Source organism: Chroococcidiopsis thermalis PCC 7203, from assembly GCF_000317125.1.
GTDB lineage: Bacteria > Cyanobacteriota > Cyanobacteriia > Cyanobacteriales > Chroococcidiopsidaceae > Chroococcidiopsis > Chroococcidiopsis thermalis.
Window position 1 is genome coordinate 3828870 of record NC_019695.1, and the last position, 18155, is coordinate 3847024.

Consider the following 18155-nt stretch of genomic DNA (forward strand, 5'->3'; position numbering starts at 1 on the left):
TCATTGGTCAAAAAGGTGCGTGTAAAACACTTATGTAAGGGCGGGTTTTGACCAAAAATTTATAACTCAGGTTGTCAATCTCTTTGCTAAACTCGCCCCTACTGACTTCGCTAGTTGCTTAATGCATCAGATAGATAATCAGCAGCAGCTTCGACTATGGCGATCGCAGTTTCGTAATCTAAACGAGTTGGTCCTAAGACTCCTACACTACCAACGGGAACTGTACCGCGGCGATAGGTGGATGAAATTAGGGTACAACCACGAATAGGTTCGAGCGTATTTTCTGATCCGATGCGAATTGTGACTCGCCGCCTGGAGTTAGAATCTAATTCCGGTTCTTCAAAAATAAAAGGTAGTAGCTGCTGCTGTTCTTCTTCTAATAGATGTAGAATCGTTTGAACTTGCTGTAACTCGGCAAATTCAGGCTGACGCAAAACTTCGGATACGCCTCGGATGGCAATTTGCGTGCTAGCCGGGAGTGGCTGAGTTCGCCGACAAATATCCGCAAATACAGTTTTTAAGCGATCGCCATATTGTTGAAATTCGCGGTCTAATTGATTCCAGTCAAGTGATGCTAATTCATACAGCGATCGCCCGCGCAGTTGGCTATTGAGGAAGTTGGAGAGTATTTGTAGCTCTCTTTCTATAACTTCTGGTTCTGATTCTAAGACTGTTTCCGCTTCTGAAGTCGGCAAATCTAACAAGACTGATTGGGTTTCATAAGTATCGGTTACCACAATCAACATTATCCGCCCTGACTCAATTTGAATCAGTTGAATGTGGCGTAACCGTGCCATATTAGCGCTAGGCATGGTAATTAAAGTAATGCACCCACTCACCTTGGCTAAAATCTGCGCTGCGCCTCTTAATAAAGCTTCCAAGCTCCAATCTTCCCACTTTAATTGCTCTTGGAGTAGCTGTTCTACCTGTCGTCCCCAGACATCGGAAGGAGTTATGAGGCGATCGACATAAATTCGATAGCCAGAGTCAGATGGAATTCTTCCCGCCGAGGTGTGAGGTTGATAAAGTAAACCAGCTTTTTCTAGCACTCCCATCGCGTTACGAATGGTTGCAGAACTCACGCCGAGGTTATATTCTTCCAATAAAGCTTTGGAACCCACGGGTTCGGCAGTGGCGATGTAATGTCGTACCGTTGCCCAAAGTATATGCTGTTGGCGATCGTTTAGCTGCACTTGCATAGGTGAAATGAGAATAGTGAGATGAGAAGCGAATTTAAGAAATGTAAATGTAATCTCTAGATTTTTTTAATTTTTAGTTATTCAAGATAGCAAAAAAGATAGACCGTGTTAAATAAATACAAAGTTATATTTCGATTGTGCCTCAACTCCTGCACGGTTTTAGCTATTTCTCAAGAAATATACCCTGAGTCTACATAAAACTTACTGTCTGTCAATATATACATGTTAAATCTTATGACCTATATCCGGCAGAGTTAAAACTTCTACCTAGACAAATTCGACCGGAGCTATACTCTGTGTAACTTCGGCAACCCTAAATCTAATATAGACTGTACTTTTGCTTAAAATTAAAAACTGTTTGGTAGCAATTATTACTGAAAGCGATTGGAATGGGGAACGGGAAACAGTGAGTAGTGAAGGGTTTGACGGTTGATGGTTGGTAGTAAACGCTACGCTACACTGCGTGAAGACAGTTGTTGCTCCTCTGCTCACTGCTCGTGCGCTCCCTGATAACTATCCTAGTATCTAGGAACAGATGGATCGATCGCAGTGGAGTAAGCATCAATTCCCCCTGCTAAATTTCTAAGATTTGTAAAACCTTGACGGCTCAACCACTGGCACATTTGAGCCGAACGAATACCGTGGTGGCACATAACTACGGTTTCTGCTTGAGGATCGAAGCGTGCGGGGATAGAATCAGCCCAATCAGCAAATTGACTCAAGGGCAGAACTTCAAACCCATCAATACGAGCGATCGCGACTTCATCCGGTTCGCGCACGTCGATCAATTGCAGTTGCTCTCTAGCATCAGAACTTAACATCTGAGCCAGTTCTTCTACACTAATTTGGCTAAAAGGATTCATAATGAGGGGCTGTGGGTTAGGGACAGTGACCAGTGACCAGTGACCGATGACGATTAGCAAGACAGTTGTAAATTATCATGAAGCGAAGCTTATTTTTTTCTGCCATAGCAACTGTTGTGGTGGTGCTGCTACTAATTGGCGTTGGCGGTTTTTATTGGATTAATAGCCAAAGTCCTCTCAGCTTACTACGAGGTGGTACGACAAATACACCAGAAGCAGCGATATTTGTGCCTAAGCAAGCACCTGCAATGGTATCTTTGCTAGTCAATCCAGAAAAACTAGAGTCTTTGCGGCAGTTGGCAGCGCGTCCGAGCGATCGCAGGCAGTCGCGTCAGGAACTAGAACGCTTTAAGTCTAGTTTACTAGCTAGTAGCAGTCTCGACTATCGCCAAGATATTCAACCTTGGTTGGGGGAAGAAGTTACTTTGGCTTTGACGAGTCCAGATATCGATCGCGATGCGACAAATGGCAATCAGCCAGGATATTTAATGGTATTAACTAGCAGAAATCCAGCTAAAAGTAGAGAATTTTTACAATTATTATTTTCCCAACGAGCGATCGCGGGTAGAGATTTAGTTTCAGAAACTTATCAAGGTGTTAATATTTTCTCCGATCGCGATCGGGTAAATGCAGGGGCGCACAGCCGTGCGCCCCTACAAGAACGAATCTCTCTTGTCGGCGCAGCAGTGGGCGATCGCTTTATTTTATTTGCCAATCATCCTAAAGTATTGCGAGAAGCAATTAATAACGTCCAAGCACCCGATCTGAGTTTGAATGATTCTGCTCAATATCAACACGCATTAAGTTTATTACCGACTGAGCGAATTGGCATAATTTTCCTCAATTTGCCTCAAGTGACAACTTTGTTGGGGAAAGAACCGCAAGAGCAAATTTATGATAGTCAAATTATTGGCTTAAAATTAAATCCACAAGGAATTGTCGCAGAAATTTCAATTGCTGCTGCTAATCAGATAGAACTCGCTCCCACTGGCAAGATGCTATCTGAACCCGTGCAAGCATTACAATATTTACCTACTACAACCAATTTAGCGATCGCGGGTTTAGATTTAAGCTATTTACAAAATACCAACTTAAATCAGTTGTGGAGACAAATTACAACTGTCTTATCTGGTTCTAGTAATGATGCAATTTCGCGCTTAATCGCTCAACCTTTAGCTAAATTACAAGATAGCTGGGGTATAAATATCTCGCAAGATATTTTTAGCTGGGTGCAAGGGGAATATGCTTTAGGAATGCTACCCCAAAAAGATGCTAGTACGAGTGCTGATTGGATTTTTGTTGCCGAGAAGTCTGAAGGAACAGATTTAGCGATCGAGCGCTTTAATGCAATTGCTGAAAATAGAGGTTTAAGTATTACACCTCTATTTTCTGGAGAGCAAAAAATCTATGCTTGGACGCAGTTAAATACAGTTCCATCTAGTCCATCCGAGTTAGGCGATCGCTCGTTACTCACTCTTAAAGCTAAAGTTCAAGGTGTTTATACTACCATAGATAAATACGAAATTTTCACGTCTTCAGTTGCAGCAATGGATGCAGCTTTAAAAGCAGCAGAAACCGATTCTTTATTGAAGAGTTCTCAGTTCCAATCTGCCATAAAAGCTATTCCTCAGCCGAATCAGGGTTATCTATATTTGGATTTACCTAGAAGTCGAGAAATTTTAGAACGTCAATTACCTTTAGTCAAACTATTAGAAGTGGCAGCAAAACCATTTTTTGACAAAACACAATCGATTACTGTAAGTAGTTATGGCGATCGCACCGACGTGCTTCAGGGTAGTATTGTTTTGCGCTTAGGCTCGAATTAATGTCTTATCTTGTTTGCAGCAAGGAATTACTGAGGCAAAAGAACTATGCAGATTCCTACTTAGCACTACAATGACTTACAACAACTTGGGGTTGATTGTGAAGATCTCGCGGATGATTTTGAAACGCACGTTCGGGAAGAATACAGCACTTTTACTTGGATTATAGAAGGAATGCTGGCTCGGGTTGGATTTGAATTTGAATCAAACTATCTTTCACCAACTATGGCTGAATATATCTGTCGGAAAAGATGAAAGAGCAAAATGCGATCGCGATTTAATTTTCTCCTTCCTTAGCATCAAATTTGACTTGGCGATAAAGTGCAGTTACAGGTAAAGATAACCCTACACTTGTCAAAGTTATCGTATCTTCTGTCGCGTAAGGATAAAGCACCCACAAACCTTGTTCGTTGCGCCGAAAACACTCTACACCAATTTGTTCGGAATCGATTAAAACATATTCCTGCAAAGTTTCCAACTGACGATATCGAGCAAACTTACCACCGCGATCGTATGCTTCTGTAGAAGGGGAAAGAACTTCGACAATTAGGCAAGGATGTTGAACGATTGAATTAGATTCCCGATCTCTCAGATCGTAGGTAACGATAACATCGGGATAACAATAACTATTAGCAGTAGTAACTTGTACTTTCACATCTGAAATGTACACTTCGCAACTGCTTTGAGCCAGATGGCTATCTAAAGCAGTATAAAGATTTCCAGCAATACGATTATGGGGTTTTGTTCCCCCAGTCATGGCAAAAACTTCACCCTCGATATACTCGTGGCGTAGTTGTTGCATGGGTTCCCATTCTAAATACTCTTGCGGCGACATCCATTGTAATTGTGGACTAGCAACCATAAGCTTTACTCCGTTAATCAGTTACCCATTACCCATTACCCATTACCTATTACCAAAATGCTGTTTTACCACATCTAATCGCGAACAGTTCCAGTAATCGATATGGGAATCAATTAATCCTTGGGGATTGAGGTGTAACTCACTCCAGCCAGGAATAGCAATGCGGGGTTTCCAGGGGAGGGGAGTATTCCAACTCAGCGTCCACTCTGTCTTGATGGTATCCCCTTCTTGGCGAATATCATGTAAATCCATCTTGACTGCAATAAACCAGGTGTTGATGAAATTAATCATCTGTTTGTATCGCTCGACACCACGAAAACGGTTGAGGGGATCTTGAAAAAAGACATCTGAAGCATAGATGCTATATGTCTGGTTGTCTGGGAATCTTTGGTAATCTTGCCGGAGGATTTGAATAATATCCATTATGGTTCTACTTCCAACCACAACCTTTCTAGCTGATATTTCCATGCTGCCATGACTTGCTCCCGCGACTCCGCTCCTTGTTGTAAGTCGCCTAGCAATCCCTCGTCGTACATTCTGCTCAGATTTTGCAGAGTAGCTTCTAGAGATTGTCCTTGCTGCTTTTGCGCTGTGACGATTTGCCGTAGTTTCGTTTCTACCAATTGGCTAAATGCATTTGTTAACCCCGCTTGATTTAAGGAAATTAAGCGCGCGATCGCCTCGGTAAAATCTGTCGTACTCAAACTTTCACGACTGTGCTGAAAGACTCCCCACACGACTCCTTGATGTAAGGCGTAGCGCACTTCCTGAGTTTCGTCAAAGTTAGCTTCGAGTAACTGTTCCAAAAACGGTTGAGCTGCCTGCGCCGATAAAATTGGTAACAATACTCGCAGCCAAGAGCGATCGTCTGATAGCAGTACTAACAAGCGAAATTCCGGTGTTTCGATTTGCCAGGAACCAGGAGCGATCGCTTGTACGGGTGCAGAATGAAATAAATCTGTTAGGGTGTTGGCAATTTCTTCGGGTGTCATGAATTGCTAATACTATCGTTCTTATACGAGTAGTCTAGCTAATCAGTTGTCAGTGTAGAGACGTTACATGTAACGTCTCTACAAAGTTGTCAGTCCATTTCCGATTTCCAATAGCTCATACAGCCTGGATCTGTGACGGTGATTTTTGAGCGATGCCAGCACGTTGACTCAGTTCTTCAGTCACAAAGCTAGGAACTTTTACTGTTGCTTGTAAAGCCATGCAGCAGTCTCGTACAGATAATAAAAATCTCTTCATCGCCACGCAATCGGGAACGGTGTCTACTCGCGCCAAGAACTTGCGCCAGTTGTTTTCATTGTCGCAGCATAATTCTACGAGATATTGGCTAGCTAGATATTCTGCTAACAGATCGTGAGTAAAGCGCACTTTATCTTGTGCCTTACCGATCGCTTGCAGCAAACCGAGATTCTGTTCTAAATGTTCTAGGTAAATTTTAGCGGTATCGTATCCCGCGATCGCCCCAATCTCACTGAGTAATTGTTCGCGTTTGACTGCGGCTGGCTGAAATGTCTGCTTGATACATTCCCAGGCGATCGCTTTGGCATATTTTTGCACGCTGTCTGCTTCTAACAACGGCACATCAGTAGGTTTGCTTGCAGAATTAGATTGAGCGAGTGCCTGCTGTGTCTGAGGATCGAGCGTTTGGGTAGCAAACCAAGCATTCAGCACTCTGGGATGATAGTGGAAAAAACCAACTAAAACTAACCAGTTAATTGGCAATTTCATTCTGCCGGAAAAACCAGGTAACCCAATGCTAGAGTATCGTTGTAATGCATTGTTGATACCTAAAATCCACAGCGGACGCTGCCAGAGGAGTAGCGACCAAAATAATGTCAGCGTAGCGATATATACTATGCCAATGGGTAGCCATCGATACTGTGAAAGCAATTTCAGTCCGTTCTCGCTCCAATTGGGGTATCGATGCGATTTGAGTATTTGCGATGACTGACGTAAGAGCGCTACCTCTGCTTCTGGAAATAACTCTTGACTGGTTTCAATAATTTTCAGCGCCGTTTCCAATTCTCGAATGTCTCGTTCTAATTGGAGATGGGAAAGCGTTGCGGCTTTTTGCTGCCAGCCAGTTGCAATTTTAGCCCAAGCATAGATAGCGTTCGATCGCACGGTGCGATCGGGATCGCGGAGCGTCTGGCTCAGTGCGGGAACGGCACTTTCTGCTGCTGCTCCCATGCTACCAATTGCAGATACGACCATCGATCGCACCGATCTATCTTCATCTTGTAGTGCGACTGTGAGCGCGGGGACGGCACTTTCTGCTGCTACTCCCATACTACCAAGCGCGTATGCTGCACTAGAACGTACTACGGGACTTTTATCTGCTAAAGCTGTAACGCTCAAAGTCGGAATTGCGGAGTGCGCCGCTGCTCCCAGACTTCCCAAAGCGGCAACCGCATTAATTCTAATGTTTTCGTCCTTTTGTTGTAATTCTTGACTCAATGCTTTTACTGCGCGATCGCCACACTTTTTCAGCGCTGCTACAGTAAATATCCATTCGTTAGTGTTGCCTAGTTTTGTTATATAAGAATTAATTTCCCGATCGGAACATGCTTCTGCTCTTACTATATCGATTGAAAGGAAATTGAAACAGAAGCAAAAACTAGATATAGGTAACCACAGAATTATTAATTGCAACTTGCGGCTTTTCTTCATACATTATTTCGGTAAATCTGCTAGCACTCAACCTATAAATTGCCGATTGGCTGTTGGTTATTAAGCTAGCTTTTACTAGTAGTGCGCGTCTCAAGACTGTAACGTTTTTTCTCTGACAACTGCATATTATATAAACGATCTTGATAGCGTTGTAAATTATTATACAGCCAATTCACTTCTAGTAAAGACTTTTTTAATGGAAGAACTTCTCTGAACGCAACACTCATCAAAAAGAGGCTAGAGGCAAGTTGCCAATCGAACTGCAAATTTTGAGCAGCTATCAATGCTACACTTTCCCCTATACGTACAGAGAAGATTTGAGGGCTAGCCGCAATTATCTGGAGTATAAAACCGATCAATCGCTCTTGAGTTCTGTGGTTTTTGCTCCTTTCAACTTCTGATTTTCTTGAGAAGAATTTAAGGTTTTTTTGGCTAAGGTGCGAATTTGTGGTTTCAGAGCATCTGGAGCTGCTTCTTCTGCTTGCTCAAATAACTGAGCCGCACCTTGACTATCTTTCTGAATTTGACGCAGCACGGCTTTGCGTACTAAAGCTTTAAGGTTATTGTTTTGTCTTGCCAAAATTTGGTCGTAAGTTTTTTCTGCACCAGCAGCATTACCTGTTAGCTCGTATTGCTCTGCTAAACGCAAACGCAAATCTATATTATCGGGATTGTTTTGCACTAGTTGTTCTAACGAAGCGATCGCTTTATCTAGTTTTCCAGCTTGTTGTAAAGCTTCAACATCGTACAATGCTTCACCCGTGCGAATCTGTGAAGTAGACCGTTGGTAACCGAGTAGGGACAATAGGGCTATTCCAACTATACCAATGCCAAGGAACCACCAGAGTTTCGACCCCATTTTCTCTCTAACAGAGGAGCGGCGATCGCTTTGAGTACTCGGTTTGCGGTTAGAATCGAATAAAGATTGCATCACTCCGTTAGGGTTCTTCGAGCGAGCGTTGGCATCGCCAGGAATAATGCGATGAATTAATCCCAAAAGCTGATTCTCTGCACTGGAGCTATGTATTTTGTTTAGCTCCCATACTAACCAAAGAAAAGCGATGGCTGTTCCTTTGGGTTTGAGAGTTACTGTGTTGTTTTCTCGCACTAGAGGTATAGAGGAATGAAAAATCTCGTAGCGCGCTTTGACGGTATTGAGATGAGCGATCAAAGGTTCTAATTTATTTTTTATGACTTTTTGAGTTGTTGCATTAGATTCTAATAGATCGTACTTAGTTAGCACTATAGCTAATGGATAATTTAATCCATTGAGATAAACTAAGCTCGTCAATGCCATGACTTGCTCAAAGATATTTTCCAATACTTGAATGTAAGCATCGCTGTGCCTGAGAGCGTAGGCATCAATAAACACGCAGCAGCCATGCGAGTTAAACACGAGTTCGCGAAAATCAGAGTTGTGAACGTCGCAGATTTCGCCAGGGATATCATTCCAGCGGAAATGGCATACTGTTTTTTCACCCCAAAAGCTTTGTCGTTTTAGGTTAAAGCTGAAGTTGACGACTTTCATCGTCGGTGGTGGATACTGATCCGTCTGGTCTATATATTTAAGAATTTTATCTACGTTTTCCTTTACCTGGTTGTCTTGGCATTCAAACCATAATTTGTGCGGCTGCTTTTTGGAATTTTCAGTCTGTAGCTCCGTATAGCTACCGACGAGGAAAACCGTTTTTCCTACGCCTCTTTGCCCAATGCTTAAAAGATTAAATGTTCTGTTTTTTGGTAAGTTTTGAGGTAACACGGTTAGATGCTGCTTGCGAAGTTTCACTGACATAGTTGGTTTGGCTCTATAGTTTTTGTAACATTAGCTTAAGTGCTAGGTGAGATTGATTAGCAGCAGCATACCACTAAGTTATTATTCCTGAAAGTTAAATACCATACATCACTATTCACTGCATCGCTAGCAAATAACTCCAAGGATTACACTTGATTTTGCTGCGGCAGCAGAATAAATATATTTGCGGTCAATCTACCTGCAATTCTGACGCTACTCCTAAAAACGCACATTTAGACTCTAAAGAGATTGCATATAGCGCGTTCTAGTTGAACGAGGCGTGCAACTCCGTGAAGTTCGCAGCCGTGTATCTCCATAATGTCTTGCATTTGAATAAAACAGTTGTTGGCGGTTATTAGGCTGACAAACCCTCTCTTCCGAGCATAGTGGCAAGTCATCAGCTAGTCCACTGTTTTAAAGAAAAAACTTAGAGTCTTCATTGAGCATTAGAGGCAGGCTAGACAATTCGTAAAAGCCAATATATTTAGATAAAAAAAGATTATCCGATAAAAGAAATCTCCAGACGTAAAAAAATAGATTTTTTTCACTTTTGCGAGTATTTAAAAGGTAAGATCTCAGCGTAGGCGCAAGGGGGCAAAACCAGCTTGCTCCACGAGTTGCTGTCCTTCTTCAGAAAACAATAAATTTGTGTAGGCAATCCCAGCGCGTTCGTCAACGCTGCCATCTCGCTTGACGATGATGTAAAGGCGACGAGTTAAGGGATAAGTACCGTTAGCAAAAGCTGTAGTATTAGCGACATTTTTGCGTTGCAGATCGAAAGGAGAAACAAAGCCACCGTTACTCGCAGCCAGTGGCAAGGGAGAGATGGTTGCTAAAGAAATAGGATCTATGCTCTGCTGGCGAACTGCTTCTGAGGCAGTAGCGTAGCTGATTCCGCCTGGAGTTTTGGCGACGGTACGGATAGCATCGGTTGTCGTGTTAACTAATCGCACGTTGGAGCCAAAGTTTTCTTCTGCTAGAACTTTTTCTTGCAGAAAATTAGCAGTACCGCTGACTTGAGGATCGCGGCTAATGGGTACGATCGGTAAATCCGAACCACCGAGTTGTTTCCAGTTAACGATCTTCCCAGTGAAAATATCTTTAACTTGGGACAGAGTTAACCCGGTAACGGCAACTTGAGGATTGGCATATAGAGCAATGCCATCAATCGCCACGGGAATTTGTTCTAAAGTAAAACCGAGTTGTTGGGCTTGTCTTAATTCTGCCGATCGAATCGGGCGAGAAGATTGTGCGAAGCTGAGTTTACCTGTTAGCAACATTTGGATGCCTACGGTAGAGCCATGTCTATTTTGATAAGGATCGGTGTAGAGTAGTTCAAATTGTGGCTGAGCTTGGGCAATCGTCGCGACAGTTGTGGGCGATCGCAGTGGCGCAAAAGTGGTAGAGCCACCATATCGAAACGTGCCTAAAGGGACGTTAGGAACTGCTGCCAAAGCTTTGTAGTTTCGATCGCGCTTGACTTGCGATGCTACGTAGACTCGCGAATCGGTATTAGACATACCCGAATGCATCAGACCGTATAGCGAAAACCCGAGCGCTACCGCACTTGCTAAAATGCCAACTTTGAGCCAAAGTTGAGAGTTTTTATAACCCCAAGTCAGGCGTTCGGCGTTATTATCAACTGTTTGTCCTAATGCTACCGGCTTCAAATCGACTGGGGAGAAGTTATTTCCTGCTAATGCCCAGCGACCGGAGTTAGAATTTGCTGACACAGAGTGGCGATCGCGGCTGGCAGTCGAAATTTTTTTGTATTTAGATAATAAATTTGTCGAACCGTTCTGAATCAAACTTTTTGACTCTCGATCTTTTCCTAATGTCTGTTTGTAGAACTGATACAACGGTAACTTGGGTTTTGACTGACTCTTAGAGGCGATCGGATCGACTGCAATAGTCGCAGCATCTGCTGTAATAACATGCCCCGGTTCAAGCCCTAAGCCATCAATTGCATAACTAGTATAAATAGAGAGATGCGCCATTTGCTGCTCGTAAGTTCTTTCTGGGAAATCGACGGCACTTTCCTGTGCGTCAATCGGTACAAATAGCTCCAACAAATTTCCTTGGCGCAAGTCTGTATAGCTTTGCTGTCGTAGGTACAGAGGAGTTGACACCCCTGCTTTTGCTGGTTGGTAGTCCCACAAATTTGATAAAACCTTGGTTTTTATATATGCGCGAGGCTGATGTCGATCTAAGATTGTTACTGGTCCTCGCTCCAAACAAGTAAATATATTTGCTAGTTGAAAATCAAACAGTGGTTCTGAAATGTAATAACAAATAAAATATGGTACGTTGCCGCGTCCTAGCTCGTCCACGCCATCGTTGTATAACCAGCCAAACAAAGTTTGCTCTGAGTCGATTTGATATATGTAAGCCGCACGATATTTGGGTTCTGGAGGATTGTAAGAATCCCAATGTTGGGAAACTACATGTTGCAAGAAAGCTTGCTGAATTTCTGGCGAAACCTGCGGACTGCAAACAGTTTTGAATCCTTTGCCTGCAAAGCTGGTATAAACAAGTTGACCGAGAAGTAAGTACATATGTCTAAATTTAAAAAGCTAAATGCGGCTACCTATGTTGAAAAGTATTGCAAAAATTTAAAAATGACCTCAATATGCTAAATGTGAAAGTTTTTCGGCAGTAGTTTTCAGAGTATTAGCCAAGCGAGCGCACAATGAGTCAAATCCCTTTCCATTTTGCCGAGCAGTATTCCACCCGTAGACGTACCCCTACCTCTCAATGTATCCAAATTAATAATTTTAGCAGTATAAAAATTCACGACTCTAGAGATAATTATCCGCCATCTTGCCGGAATAATCCAGACCCAGGGACTAAGCTTTCCAAGCATCGCCTTTGGTGGCAAAAAAGCAGTTTTAGAACCAAGCTCGTAGCGTTAATTATTGCTGTTGGAATTTTGCCAGTTTTGACTGACAAAACCCTTGCGCAAGCCGACGATCGCCTAGTCCCGCAGTTTAATGCCCAAGCTGAAGCCCGCGTGGACAATCCAGACCTGGCTGATTCTCCCACTCAGCTACCAGTGACTCTTTTAATTGAAACTGTTGTCGCATCGCTGCTACTAATTGGTTTGTTGACTGCTTTTTTTGCTAATCGAGCTATGCGTCCAGCAAAATCTGCTGTCGATGCAGGTGAAAAGCCAAAATTAGAACCGGATGAATCTTACTCTCCGCTAGCAATTCTCAATAGTGCAGCACTGGAAAAGGTGGATGTTAGCCATCAACAAATTGCCACGATTGAGTCAGCTAAAATAGCGACGGAAATTTCGCTCAAATTTCGACAAGCACAATATCTCAACGAGTTATTAAAAACCGCTACGAAGGAACTACGTCGCGCTCTCAGTGCCGATCGAGTTTTCGTGTATCAATTTAATCCTGACTGGAGTGGTAATGTTGTCGCTGAATCTGTTTTACCTGGCTTACCTTCCTGCTTAAAGATTAAAATTACCGACACATATTTTTCTGAATCGAACGAGGGCGTAGAAAAGTATATCAATGGTCGAATTTGCGTAACTCACGATATTTATGGGGGAGAACTGACTGATTGTCATATTAAATTGTTAGAACAGTTTGCGATCAAAGCGCAGATGGTAGCGCCAATTACCAAAAACGGTCAACTATTTGGTTTATTGATTGTTAATCAATGTTCTGAACCTAGAGTTTGGCTACCTCATGAAGTTGAGTTATTCTCCCATTTGGCAAAACAGGTAGGAGTAGCATCCGAACAAGTTACATTTTTAGAAAAGCAGGAAGCCGATGCCGAACGTGCCGATTTACTCACAGAAATTACTTTGCGAATTCAGCAAGCTCAATTTTTAGAAGAGTTACTGAAAACTGCTGTGAAAGAAGTCAGGCGTGCGATCAAAACCGATCGCGTAGTCGTTTACGGTCTAGATTCTAGTAATTGGGATGGCATTGTCGTGGCAGAGTCTGTTGCCCCAGGCTGGCCCCAAACTTTAAGAGTGAGAATTGACGATCCTTGCATGAGAGAAAAGTATGCCGAAATCTACAAGCAAGGTCATGTCACAGTCATTGATGATATTTACCAAGCGGGACGAGTTGAAGACTGCTATCGCCGATTATTAGAGCAGTTTGCAGTTAAAGCTAATTTGGTAGCACCAATCTTGAAAAACAATGAGTTACTGGGATTATTAATTGCCCATCACTGTTCCGAACCGAGAAATTGGCAACAGGAAGAAATTGACTTATTTGTTCAGTTAGCGACGCAAATAGGATTTGCGATCGATCGAGTCAGCTTGATGGAAGAAATGGAGACAGACGAGGAGTAGGCAGTTATTAGGGAGCAGGGAGCGCACGAGCAGGGAAGAAGGGGACAAGGGGGACAAGGGGGACAAGGGGGACAAGGGGGAACTCGCTCTTCCCCGCCACCGAAGGGAGTGGGGATAAGGGGGAGAAGGGGGCAAGGGAGCGGTCAACCAACAACCAACAACCAACAATTACCCATTACCCATTACCCATTACCAACAACTATCAACTAGTCTTTAATTTATCGATCGCCGCGATGAGTTCTGCTGGTTGGTGAATGAGAAAATCGGGCTGATATTGTTCCAGGGCTGCGGCGGAGTTGAAACCCCAACTAACGGCGATCGCAGTGACTTTACTTCTTTTTGCTGCTTCTATGTCTCTGGTTTCATCTCCGATATAGACGCTCTCTGACGGTGCAATCTTCTCTTGCTTCAAAATCTTTTTGATGACTCTACTTTTACTGAAGAGAGCGGCTTCTGTATAAATAAAATCAAATAAATAATCCATATCATTGAGTTCCAAAAAAGCAAAAATATTATCTTTAGAGTTAGAACTCAGGATGCCGACTTTATCGACTCGTTTTCTCAATTCGAGTAAAGTTTCTTTAATCTCGGGAAAAGGTTGAATTTTAGAAATTTCTGCATTCAGCTCTGATTTGACTTTAGCAACTAACAAGGGAAATTTGAGAATTGAAATTCCTGATTGTTTGATAATTTGACGCGAACTCAGGTTTTTAATCTGAGCAATTTCTGCAGTGCTAATGGGTTTATGTCCGAATTCTACAGCTAAGCGATTAGTAATACCGACAATGGAGTGAAGTGTATCGGCAATAGTACCGTCAAAATCAAAAAAGATCACCTTAATGGTCATTACAGTGAATCGGAATAAACAATCGTAGCCGACGATTCAAGATTAGCACGGGCGTTCCTTCTCAGCATTTCGGGTTTGACCCGCCGCAAGGCTGAACCTGTAAAGCGCCGATCCCACTCGCCGTCTTCTATTGTTGCTAGTTCTGTGAGTTTTGGTGCGAGATTGTGTGCATAAGGATGAAATTCATTGATATCTGTCGTGCGAGCAAAACGCTGGTTCCAAGGACAAACATCTTGACAAATATCGCAACCAGCTACCCAACCGTCAAGACGGGAAGCGATCGCTTCAGGTAGCTTTTCGGCACGATTTTCGATTGTATGATAAGCAATGCAGCGATTGGCATCGACAACAAAAGGCTGCGTAATTGCTTGTGTGGGACATGCCTCTATGCAGCGAGTACAATTACCGCAATGTTGCGTATGGGGTCGATCTGGGGTCAAAACTAGGTCAGTCAACACTTCACCCAAAAATACCCAAGAACCATATTCTCGTGTAATCACATTACCATTTTTAGCAATCCAACCGATACCTGCCTGTTGCGCCCACGCTTTATCTTGAATTGGACCCGTATCAGCATAGAACCGCGTTTGGATATCTGCTGCTTGCGATCGCAACCACTGACTCAAGGCTTTGAGCTTTTTATGCAATACTTTGTGATAATCTCTACCCCAGCCATAACGAGAAATTTTTGCATTTGTTGGATCTGTAGAATGCTGGTGAGGAGTGTAATAGTTGAGCGCCACGCAAATTAGCGATCGCACTTCTGGCATGACTAAACGAATATCCTCGCGCTTGGGGTTTGCCATCCATGCCATATCTGCTTGGTATCCCAGTTGCAGCCAAGCTTGCAACCTCTGCCGCTCCGCAGTTCCTACTGCTTCCACTGCGGCAATGCCGACTTTGTGAAACCCCAATTCTAAGGCTTTTTGTTTGATTTGGTCGCTGGTTAAGTTAGTCATTGGTTGATGGTTGTTGGTTGACAGTTCTTGCTCCCTCAGCTCCCTCAGCTCCCTACTGATAACTGATAACTGTTTCATTGATTTGTTAATTTTATTTGCTTTTCGTAAATAAGTGTTGCAGTATATGAAATAGGAGGAGAGATTTGAGCATTTTTTCACCACTTTGTCAAGAATCTCTAGTGCAGACATGACGTATACAACCGAATCAGCTTTTTCTTTTGCTTCCAATCGCCTTAACTCTGATTTTCAGCTAGCTGATGCCGTGCCTGCTACCATTTCTTTGGTGAAGCGCCTCAGCACCGACGACCAATTAGCGCTGCTATGGTACGCTTACACGGAAATGGGTCGTTCTATCACGCCTGCGGCTCCTGGGGCAGCTCGATTGCAACTTGCAGAAGGTTTGCTCAATTCTTTGAAACAAATGTCTCACGCTCAGCAGTTAGAGGCAATGCGCGACTTGGTAGAGCGAAAAAACACTCCAATTAGCCGCAGCTACGGTATTTTAAGCAATAACACTAAATTAGCTTTTTGGTATGAGTTATCAGAGCTAATGGTTCAAGGTTTTGTCGTTCCTATGCCTACAGGATACCAGCCTTCTCGCGATGTGAATGAAACACTGGCAACGATTAAACAGCTCGATTTCGGTCAACAAATTACCGTTTTGCGGAAACTTGTCGCTGATATGGGTGTCGATCCTTTAGCAGATTAGTTGTTCGTTATTTGTCATTGGTCGTTTGTCATTCGGATAGTACCCACAAATAACTGATAACGAATGACAATTCCTAGAATCCTTCTATAGGGGCAGGTTTTGACCTGCTCTTATATGCGATCGTGAGCGTTAAGAGCAGGCTGTTTTTGTCAAGAGGGATGAATGAATCGCATGGAAGCATCAACGCGATCGCCGCAGGATACGGTACAACAAATAGCAGGAATTACAGAATCTACCATTATTCGTTACTTTGACACATTAAACACAGAAAATTATCAAGCCTGTGCAAATTTATTCGCTACAGATGGAGTGATGTATCCTCCTTTTGAAGAAGGAATTGTGGGACGAGAGGCGATCGCTTCCTTCTTGCAACGGGAAGCCCAGGGGATGAAGTTGGAGCCAGAGCGAGGAATTTCCCAGGTTGTGGAAGGCGATTTAGAGGTGCAAGTCGTGGGGAAAGTGCAAACCCCTCTGTTTGGCGTGAACGTTTCTTGGTTCTTTTTACTCAATTCTCAGCAAGAAATTGCTGCCACCAAAATCAAACTCTTAGCCTCACCGCAGGAGTTGTTGAGTTTGAAGCGGTAGAAAGTTGTATATCTTAGGTACTTTAAGCCAACACTTAGGTACTTTAAGCCAACACTTGCTGAAAAGATTTTGCTAGGAGTTGGCGACCCATTTCGATATCTTTAGGACTGCATTGCCAGTCTGGATATGCAGTCATTAGCAGACTTTCTAAAGTTTCATAATCGAATAAGTGCCATACAGTAGCACCATTCACCTTTGCGGAGATGGCATAACAGTTAGAGCTGATGCAGTAAATAGTAGAAGTACTGGCTGCCCGCGCTACAGTCATTTGTTCCCCTGCTTGCAAGGCTCTAAATTGACGAATTGCTTGCTTGAACTCGTCAAAAGAGGAGACTGTTAGCCCTGGAATTGCTACGATCGCGCTGCGATCGCCATTAACAGCAATCCAGTAGTGATGGCTAGGATCGATTGCTTCCAACCAGGGTAGTTCATCATCAAGACGGTAGCGCGGAGACAAAGCAAATAACTGTGTCATGGGTATATCTGGGTTCTGAATCTTACGCCCAATTTCAAGCGATCGCATAGCTTGCCTCGTTTGACCTTGCCATGCAACCCTTTACCCTACTATTAGACATTCACTACCGATTGATAAACCTAACTTAACAAAATTTATAGTAATACTCGCTATAAGTTTAACTTTTGCAAATATCTATCTGTAGAGACGCGATGTATCGCGTCTCTACAAAAACCTAACCAACCAATCCAGATCTGAGAGCGCGGACTGCGGCTTGAGTGCGGTCATCGGCACAGAGCTTATTCAGAATGTTACGGACGTGAGTTTTTACCGTACCGACGGTGATGTATAGTTTTTCCGCAATTACGGCATTACTACAACCTTCTACAATTAGTTGCAATACCTCTAATTCTCTTTCGGTGAGGGGGTAAGCAGCTAACATTTGGTCGTAGTCTTCATCAGCTGCGTGGATAGCAACAGTTTTGTTGTCTTTGTCTTCTTTACTAACTTCGGCGACTACAGCAGCAGGAACTTCGGCAGGTGCGGGTTTGACTTGCTGTAAAACAATGCGGGCGATCGCGGGATCGATCCAAGCATTACCGCTGTGGGTGACGCGCAATGCTTCTAGTAAGTTATCGAAACTAATATCCTTCATGCAATAAGAATCAGCCCCCGCCGCAAAAGCAGCTAACACTGCTTCTCGATTGTCTCGCAAAGTCAAGATCAAAACTTTGGTAGTGAATCCTTCTCCCTCGCTTGCGGCTGCCTTAATCTCCCTAGTTAGTTCAATGCCATCTTTATCAGGTAAACCGATATCCACGATCGCAATATCGGGATGGACTGTCTGCAATAACTGCAAACCCTCGCTAGCGTTGGCAGCTTCGCCTACCACTTCAAGTTCTTGCCGCTGTTGTAGTGCTGTTCTGATCCCGACGCGAGTGAGGTCGTGGTCTTCAATTAAAGCAACGCGAATTTTACTCATGTTTTTTACATTGTTCATTTGTCATTGGTCATTTGTCATTGGTCTGGTACTAAATGACAGATGATGCTTTGGCTGCATGTCCT

At 43.3% G+C, this 18155-nt stretch carries 16 protein-coding genes; 4 read left to right on the plus strand and 12 right to left on the minus strand.

Going from position 1 to position 18155, the window contains the following annotated elements:
• Positions 1 to 110 precede the first annotated feature (110 nt).
• Positions 111 to 1199, minus strand: a complete 1089-nt coding sequence (gene hrcA, locus CHRO_RS16840; protein ID WP_015155439.1) for a heat-inducible transcriptional repressor HrcA — start codon at positions 1197 to 1199, stop codon at positions 111 to 113.
• Between the two features lie 518 nt (positions 1200 to 1717).
• Positions 1718 to 2062, minus strand: a complete 345-nt coding sequence (locus CHRO_RS16845; RefSeq protein ID WP_015155440.1) for a rhodanese-like domain-containing protein — start codon at positions 2060 to 2062, stop codon at positions 1718 to 1720.
• A gap of 77 nt (positions 2063 to 2139) precedes the next feature.
• Here CHRO_RS16845 and CHRO_RS16850 point away from each other — a divergent pair, with 77 nt between their 5' ends.
• Positions 2140 to 3888: a DUF3352 domain-containing protein gene (locus CHRO_RS16850; RefSeq protein WP_015155441.1), complete on the plus strand. Its 1749-nt coding sequence runs from the start codon at positions 2140 to 2142 to the stop codon at positions 3886 to 3888.
• A gap of 274 nt (positions 3889 to 4162) precedes the next feature.
• On the opposite strand, the gene CHRO_RS16855 is transcribed toward CHRO_RS16850, so the two are convergent.
• From CHRO_RS16855 to CHRO_RS31225, 6 genes are all read right to left on the minus strand, one after another.
• Positions 4163 to 4747: a Uma2 family endonuclease gene (locus CHRO_RS16855; protein ID WP_015155442.1), complete on the minus strand. Its 585-nt coding sequence runs from the start codon at positions 4745 to 4747 to the stop codon at positions 4163 to 4165.
• Positions 4748 to 4789: 42 nt separating this feature from the next.
• Positions 4790 to 5170 carry a C6orf136 family protein gene (locus CHRO_RS16860; RefSeq protein WP_015155443.1) on the minus strand — a complete coding sequence of 127 codons (381 nt, stop codon included), beginning with the start codon at positions 5168 to 5170 and terminating at the stop codon, positions 4790 to 4792.
• Positions 5170 to 5739, minus strand: a complete 570-nt coding sequence (locus tag CHRO_RS16865; protein WP_015155444.1) for a hypothetical protein — start codon at positions 5737 to 5739, stop codon at positions 5170 to 5172. Before CHRO_RS16865 ends, CHRO_RS16860 begins: the two co-directional genes overlap by 1 nt.
• Positions 5740 to 5854: 115 nt before the next feature.
• Entirely contained in the window at positions 5855 to 7426 is a 1572-nt protein-coding gene (locus tag CHRO_RS16870) for a HEAT repeat domain-containing protein (RefSeq protein ID WP_015155445.1), read from the minus strand.
• Between the two features lie 355 nt (positions 7427 to 7781).
• Positions 7782 to 9218 carry a tetratricopeptide repeat protein gene (locus tag CHRO_RS29735; protein ID WP_015155446.1) on the minus strand — a complete coding sequence of 479 codons (1437 nt, stop codon included), beginning with the start codon at positions 9216 to 9218 and terminating at the stop codon, positions 7782 to 7784.
• A gap of 575 nt (positions 9219 to 9793) precedes the next feature.
• Positions 9794 to 11773 carry a PstS family phosphate ABC transporter substrate-binding protein gene (locus CHRO_RS31225; RefSeq protein WP_015155447.1) on the minus strand — a complete coding sequence of 660 codons (1980 nt, stop codon included), beginning with the start codon at positions 11771 to 11773 and terminating at the stop codon, positions 9794 to 9796.
• 134 nt (positions 11774 to 11907) lie between these two features.
• Between CHRO_RS31225 and CHRO_RS16890 the strand changes: the two genes are divergently transcribed.
• Positions 11908 to 13536, plus strand: a complete 1629-nt coding sequence (locus CHRO_RS16890; protein ID WP_015155448.1) for a GAF domain-containing protein — start codon at positions 11908 to 11910, stop codon at positions 13534 to 13536.
• A gap of 202 nt (positions 13537 to 13738) precedes the next feature.
• Here the strand turns inward: CHRO_RS16890 and CHRO_RS16895 are convergent, their stop codons facing one another.
• Both CHRO_RS16895 and queG read right to left on the minus strand, forming a co-directional pair.
• Positions 13739 to 14383, minus strand: a complete 645-nt coding sequence (locus CHRO_RS16895) for an HAD hydrolase-like protein (protein WP_015155449.1) — start codon at positions 14381 to 14383, stop codon at positions 13739 to 13741.
• Positions 14383 to 15342 carry a tRNA epoxyqueuosine(34) reductase QueG gene (queG, locus tag CHRO_RS16900; protein ID WP_041463225.1) on the minus strand — a complete coding sequence of 320 codons (960 nt, stop codon included), beginning with the start codon at positions 15340 to 15342 and terminating at the stop codon, positions 14383 to 14385. The genes CHRO_RS16895 and queG overlap by 1 nt, the downstream gene beginning before the upstream one ends.
• Before the next feature lie 187 nt (positions 15343 to 15529).
• Between queG and CHRO_RS16905 the strand changes: the two genes are divergently transcribed.
• On the plus strand, positions 15530 to 16051 hold the full coding sequence (locus CHRO_RS16905; RefSeq protein WP_015155451.1) for an orange carotenoid protein N-terminal domain-containing protein: 522 nt from the start codon (positions 15530 to 15532) through the stop codon (positions 16049 to 16051).
• A 162-nt stretch (positions 16052 to 16213) separates the two neighbouring features.
• Positions 16214 to 16636: a ketosteroid isomerase family protein gene (locus CHRO_RS16910; protein WP_015155452.1), complete on the plus strand. Its 423-nt coding sequence runs from the start codon at positions 16214 to 16216 to the stop codon at positions 16634 to 16636.
• 43 nt (positions 16637 to 16679) lie between these two features.
• On the opposite strand, the gene CHRO_RS16915 is transcribed toward CHRO_RS16910, so the two are convergent.
• Positions 16680 to 17111, minus strand: coding sequence for a hypothetical protein (locus tag CHRO_RS16915; RefSeq protein WP_041463227.1), 432 nt, complete (start codon positions 17109 to 17111; stop codon positions 16680 to 16682).
• A 214-nt stretch (positions 17112 to 17325) separates the two neighbouring features.
• Positions 17326 to 18072 (minus strand): response regulator, encoded by a 747-nt coding sequence (locus tag CHRO_RS34420; RefSeq protein WP_039717060.1) that lies wholly within the window; start codon positions 18070 to 18072, stop codon positions 17326 to 17328.
• Positions 18073 to 18155 lie beyond the last annotated feature (83 nt).

What these genes read in the sequence shown, in the direction of transcription:
- CHRO_RS16910 (WP_015155452.1), top strand. Translation starts at nt 16,214, where the DNA reads ATGAATCGCATGGAAGCATCAACGCGATCGCCGCAGGATACGGTACAA.
- CHRO_RS16865 (WP_015155444.1), bottom strand. Translation starts at nt 5,739, where the DNA reads ATGACACCCGAAGAAATTGCCAACACCCTAACAGATTTATTTCATTCT.
- CHRO_RS16845 (WP_015155440.1), bottom strand. Translation starts at nt 2,062, where the DNA reads ATGAATCCTTTTAGCCAAATTAGTGTAGAAGAACTGGCTCAGATGTTA.
- CHRO_RS16855 (WP_015155442.1), bottom strand. Translation starts at nt 4,747, where the DNA reads ATGGTTGCTAGTCCACAATTACAATGGATGTCGCCGCAAGAGTATTTA.
- CHRO_RS16860 (WP_015155443.1), bottom strand. Translation starts at nt 5,170, where the DNA reads ATGGATATTATTCAAATCCTCCGGCAAGATTACCAAAGATTCCCAGAC.
- CHRO_RS16890 (WP_015155448.1), top strand. Translation starts at nt 11,908, where the DNA reads ATGAGTCAAATCCCTTTCCATTTTGCCGAGCAGTATTCCACCCGTAGA.
- CHRO_RS34420 (WP_039717060.1), bottom strand. Translation starts at nt 18,072, where the DNA reads ATGAGTAAAATTCGCGTTGCTTTAATTGAAGACCACGACCTCACTCGC.
- CHRO_RS16870 (WP_015155445.1), bottom strand. Translation starts at nt 7,426, where the DNA reads ATGAAGAAAAGCCGCAAGTTGCAATTAATAATTCTGTGGTTACCTATA.
- CHRO_RS16905 (WP_015155451.1), top strand. Translation starts at nt 15,530, where the DNA reads ATGACGTATACAACCGAATCAGCTTTTTCTTTTGCTTCCAATCGCCTT.
- CHRO_RS16895 (WP_015155449.1), bottom strand. Translation starts at nt 14,383, where the DNA reads ATGACCATTAAGGTGATCTTTTTTGATTTTGACGGTACTATTGCCGAT.
- hrcA (WP_015155439.1), bottom strand. Translation starts at nt 1,199, where the DNA reads ATGCAAGTGCAGCTAAACGATCGCCAACAGCATATACTTTGGGCAACG.
- CHRO_RS31225 (WP_015155447.1), bottom strand. Translation starts at nt 11,773, where the DNA reads ATGTACTTACTTCTCGGTCAACTTGTTTATACCAGCTTTGCAGGCAAA.
- CHRO_RS16850 (WP_015155441.1), top strand. Translation starts at nt 2,140, where the DNA reads ATGAAGCGAAGCTTATTTTTTTCTGCCATAGCAACTGTTGTGGTGGTG.
- CHRO_RS29735 (WP_015155446.1), bottom strand. Translation starts at nt 9,218, where the DNA reads ATGTCAGTGAAACTTCGCAAGCAGCATCTAACCGTGTTACCTCAAAAC.
- queG (WP_041463225.1), bottom strand. Translation starts at nt 15,342, where the DNA reads ATGACTAACTTAACCAGCGACCAAATCAAACAAAAAGCCTTAGAATTG.
- CHRO_RS16915 (WP_041463227.1), bottom strand. Translation starts at nt 17,111, where the DNA reads ATGACACAGTTATTTGCTTTGTCTCCGCGCTACCGTCTTGATGATGAA.